The sequence below is a fragment of the Bradyrhizobium sp. 142 genome (assembly GCF_023074015.1).
Taxonomy (GTDB): Bacteria; Pseudomonadota; Alphaproteobacteria; order Rhizobiales; family Xanthobacteraceae; genus Bradyrhizobium.
Window position 1 is genome coordinate 1 of sequence record NZ_JADPKQ010000442.1, and the last position, 3864, is coordinate 3864.

Consider the following 3864-nt stretch of genomic DNA (forward strand, 5'->3'; position numbering starts at 1 on the left):
GCCCTTTTCTGTGTCTCGACAACCAGAAAGTATCCGGTTCACGCTGGATTTGCCGGGCATGCGCTGCGGCATAGTGAATCATTCCCGGGACAGCCCTGCTGCACGCGGGGGAGGGGGCGCACCTTTGGTGCGGCAACTGTCCTCTAATCCGCCTGCGCCTCGATCGCAGCCATATCGTCGTCCGAGAGGCCGAAATGGTGGCCGATCTCGTGGATCAGGACGTGGCGGACGATATGGCCGAGGCTTTCATCATGCTCGGCCCAGTAGTCGAGGATCGGCCGCCGGTAGAGCCAGACCATGTTGGGCAGCCGTGCCACGTCGCCAAGACTCTGCTGCGGCAGGCCGACGCCCTGGAACAAGCCGAGCAGGTCGAACTCGCTTTCGCATTCCATCTCGTCGAGCACCTCCTCGGTCGGGAAGTCGTCGACGCGGATGATCACGCCCTCGCAGAGCTTACGAAATTCCGCCGGCAGGCGCTCGAATACGTCATGTGCCATCGCTTCCATCTCAGCCAGCGAGGGCGCTTTCAATTCCATCCACATGCCCTCTCTTAGCCCGGGTTTCCCGGCGATGCATCTGGCTTTATAAGCGCGGCGAGGTTGACGGGCGCCGCCAAAACGGGGAGCGTACGGCGGCTCGATGGGGACGTTTCAGGTGGGTGGTGCGATGCGGGCGGGAACAGCGGTACTGGTTCTACTTTGCATGGGGTTGTTTTCGCCGTTTTGCGGGAGCGCCGAAGCCCAGACGGCCGGCCCCGAAATCCGATTGGCCCAGGCCTCGCCTGACGCCCCGGCGCCGCGCAAGCGGTCCCCGGCGCGCTTGCGGGTCACCCCCTATTACAGCCCGGACGGCGTCTACCCGCGCTACAATCCGGGTCCCGACGCGGTCCGCGAATGCAATGCGACCTACGTTCAGGAATTCCGGCCCAGCGGCACCGTGATCGTGCCGCATATGAGCTGCTACTGGCGCCGGGGCTGACACCACTTTTTTTAATGCGCTACCCATCTTGCGCTGGCCGCAGCGCGGTGCGCGGAACGTCCTTCATTCATGGGGCATTCACGTCGCTGCCCTTAGCCTGATTGGAGCGAGCGCAGGGATGGTTCGCGCCGCGAACGAGCGTCGCAACTCCGCTGTCCAGATTCAGGGAGGAGTCCATGCTGAGGATCTTCGGTCTCGGGACAAGCCCGATGCGCTTGCTCGGTCTTGCGGCCACTGCCACGCTGATGCTGTCGGCCGGGACTGCGCAGCGCGCTGAAGCGATGACCCCAATCAATCCGACGGCGTTGCCGGCGGCAAGGGCTGTCGCCGACGACATGATCACGCCGGTTCGCCATGGCGGCGGCGGTGGGCATGGTGGCGGCTTCCATGGCGGCGGTTTCCATGGCGGCGGCTTTCACGGCGGCGGCTTCCGCGCCGCGCCGGTCTTTCACGGCGGTGGCTATCGCTACGGCGGATTTCACCGCTATAGCGGCTATCATCGCTACGGAGTCTATCGCCCCCATTACGGCTATCGCCACTTCCACCGGCGCTACTATTACGGCGGCTACTACCCCTATTACAGCCATCCGCGCCGCTGCCGGATCGTGTGGACCTATTACGGCCCGCGCCGCATCTGCCGCTGGCATCGCTGGCACCATCCGTACCGCTATTGGTAAGCAGCCAATCGATTGAAATGAAAAGGGCGCCTGAGGCGCCCTTTGTTTATCGCGTGGTTCAGAGCCAATCCTTCTTCCACGACGCCGGCTTCCACCGCATCAAGGTCTCGAGCTTCCACTGCTTGAGCATCGCCGGCGGCCAGCGACTGAGCCGCGAGGTTTCTTCGACCTCGGGTCTGGGGACGGCTCGCAGCGGCGCAGACCGACGCCGGTGCTGGCGGGTCGCCTCGCCGATCAGATCGACATATTCAGGCTTGTTGGCCATGGCGGGCGTCCTCGCGAAATGCTCGCGAGGACGCAATGTCGGCGATGCCGATTAACGATCGTTTGGCGCTTTAGCTCAAATTGCAGGAAGCAGCTTACCGCCACTCCCGCACGTCGACGAAGTGGCCCGCAATCGCGGCCGCCGCCGCCATCGCCGGCGACACCAGATGTGTGCGGCCCTTGAAACCCTGGCGTCCTTCGAAGTTGCGGTTCGAGGTCGAGGCGCAGCGCTCTTCCGGCTTCAGCTTGTCCGGGTTCATGGCGAGGCACATCGAGCAGCCCGGCTCGCGCCATTCGAAGCCGGCCTTGATGAAGATCTTGTCCAGACCTTCCGCCTCGGCCTGCTCCTTCACGATGCCGGAGCCCGGCACGACCATGGCGTTGACGTTCGCCGAGACCTGCTTGCCTTCCGCGATCTTGGCGGCGGCGCGCAGATCCTCGATGCGGCCATTGGTGCAGGAGCCGATGAAGATGCGGTCGAGCTTGATGTCGGTGATCTTCGTGCCCGCGGTCAGGCCCATATATTTCAGCGCGCGGTGCTTCGACAGACGCTTGGCCTCGTCCGCGATCTTGTCGGGATCGGGCACGATACCGGTCACCGAGATCACGTCCTCAGGGCTTGTGCCCCAGGTCACGATCGGCGGTAGCTTCGCCGCATCGAGGTGCAGCTCGTGGTCGAAATGCGCGTCTTCGTCGGAACGTAAGCCCTCCCAGTAGCGCATCGCCGCATCCCAAGCCGCGCCCTTCGGCGCCTTGGGACGATCGCGCAGGAAGTCGTAGGCTTTCTGGTCGGGCGCGACCAGGCCGGCGCGCGCGCCACCCTCGATCGACATGTTGCAGACCGTCATGCGGCCTTCCATCGACAGCGCGCGGATCGCGTCGCCGGCGTATTCCAGCACGTAGCCAGTGCCGCCCGCGGTGCCGATCTCGCCGATGATAGCCAGGATGATGTCCTTGCCCGTCACGCCGTCCGGCAGTTTGCCGTCGACGGTGACGCGCATGTTCTTGGCCTTCTTCTGGATCAGCGTCTGCGTCGCCAGCACGTGCTCGACTTCCGATGTGCCGATGCCGTGCGCCAGCGCGCCGAATGCGCCATGCGTCGAGGTGTGGCTGTCGCCGCAGACGATGGTGGTGCCGGGCAATGTAAAGCCCTGCTCGGGGCCGATGACGTGGACGATGCCCTGGCGCTTGTCGAACTCGTTGTAATATTCGATGCCGAATTCCTTGGCGTTATCCGCCAGCGCCTTGATCTGCTCGATACTTTCAGGGTCGGGGTTCGGCTTGGTGCGGTCGGTGGTCGGCACGTTGTGATCGACGACGGCGAGCGTCTTCTCCGGCGCGTGGACCTTGCGCCCCGTGGCGCGCAGGCCCTCGAACGCCTGCGGCGAGGTCACCTCGTGCACCAGATGGCGGTCGATATAGAGCAGGCAGGTGCCATCATCGGCTTCGTGCACCAGATGGTCGTTCCAGATCTTGTCGTACAATGTGGTCGGCTTGGACATGAGCGTCAGCTCCGGAATGTGTAGCGGATATGCGCGATCAGGCGCGGGGCAACAAAGTCGTCTTCAGCGCAGCGTTTAAGCTGCGGGACTAAGTTCTGACGTTGCCGAGGTCGCGAAGCGTCCGAAGAACCGGCCAGGCAGCCGCGAGCGATCGTCGATGACGATTCGCGTGATGGATGCGAAGCTGGTCAGATCTGGAAACATTCTAGAAGCTATATAGCATGCAGAGGTAAAAGCGCGAGAGGCTTCCACGGTCGTCATTGCGAGCGCAGCGAAGCAATCCAGAAATGCATCCGTGGAGACAGCCTGGATTGTTTCCCTGCGCTCGCAATGACAGCGGGACAAATCGGGATAGGGGGACGCCTCGCGGCGTCGCCCCTCCCACACCACCGTACGTACGGGTCCGTATACGGCGGTTCGGTGGATTATGCGGGTCTCGGGGC

At 63.6% G+C, this 3864-nt stretch carries 5 protein-coding genes; 2 read left to right on the forward strand and 3 right to left on the reverse strand.

What is annotated here, in order from left to right; translation table 11 throughout:
• Nucleotides 1–143 precede the first annotated feature (143 nt).
• The gene (locus IVA82_RS40510; protein ID WP_247388781.1) at nucleotides 144–542 is read right to left on the reverse strand and encodes a metallopeptidase family protein; all 399 of its coding nucleotides are present in this window, start codon (nucleotides 540–542) and stop codon (nucleotides 144–146) included.
• A gap of 160 nt (nucleotides 543–702) precedes the next feature.
• On the opposite strand from IVA82_RS40510, the gene IVA82_RS40515 reads away from it, so the two are divergent.
• Together IVA82_RS40515 and IVA82_RS40520 are read left to right on the forward strand one after the other, a co-directional pair.
• Nucleotides 703–978 carry a hypothetical protein gene (locus tag IVA82_RS40515; protein ID WP_187436364.1) on the forward strand — a complete coding sequence of 92 codons (276 nt, stop codon included), beginning with the start codon at nucleotides 703–705 and terminating at the stop codon, nucleotides 976–978.
• Between the two features lie 176 nt (nucleotides 979–1154).
• Entirely contained in the window at nucleotides 1155–1655 is a 501-nt protein-coding gene (locus IVA82_RS40520) for a hypothetical protein (RefSeq protein ID WP_247388782.1), read from the forward strand.
• A 58-nt stretch (nucleotides 1656–1713) separates the two neighbouring features.
• On the opposite strand, the gene IVA82_RS40525 is transcribed toward IVA82_RS40520, so the two are convergent.
• Nucleotides 1714–1920, reverse strand: a complete 207-nt coding sequence (locus IVA82_RS40525) for a hypothetical protein (RefSeq protein WP_247388783.1) — start codon at nucleotides 1918–1920, stop codon at nucleotides 1714–1716.
• A 94-nt stretch (nucleotides 1921–2014) separates the two neighbouring features.
• Nucleotides 2015–3421 carry a 3-isopropylmalate dehydratase large subunit gene (leuC, locus tag IVA82_RS40530; protein ID WP_247388784.1) on the reverse strand — a complete coding sequence of 469 codons (1407 nt, stop codon included), beginning with the start codon at nucleotides 3419–3421 and terminating at the stop codon, nucleotides 2015–2017.
• Nucleotides 3422–3864: the final 443 nt, after the last annotated feature.

What these genes read in the sequence shown, in the direction of transcription:
- IVA82_RS40510 (WP_247388781.1), bottom strand. Translation starts at nt 542, where the DNA reads ATGTGGATGGAATTGAAAGCGCCCTCGCTGGCTGAGATGGAAGCGATG.
- IVA82_RS40515 (WP_187436364.1), top strand. Translation starts at nt 703, where the DNA reads ATGGGGTTGTTTTCGCCGTTTTGCGGGAGCGCCGAAGCCCAGACGGCC.
- IVA82_RS40520 (WP_247388782.1), top strand. Translation starts at nt 1,155, where the DNA reads ATGCTGAGGATCTTCGGTCTCGGGACAAGCCCGATGCGCTTGCTCGGT.
- IVA82_RS40525 (WP_247388783.1), bottom strand. Translation starts at nt 1,920, where the DNA reads ATGGCCAACAAGCCTGAATATGTCGATCTGATCGGCGAGGCGACCCGC.
- leuC (WP_247388784.1), bottom strand. Translation starts at nt 3,421, where the DNA reads ATGTCCAAGCCGACCACATTGTACGACAAGATCTGGAACGACCATCTG.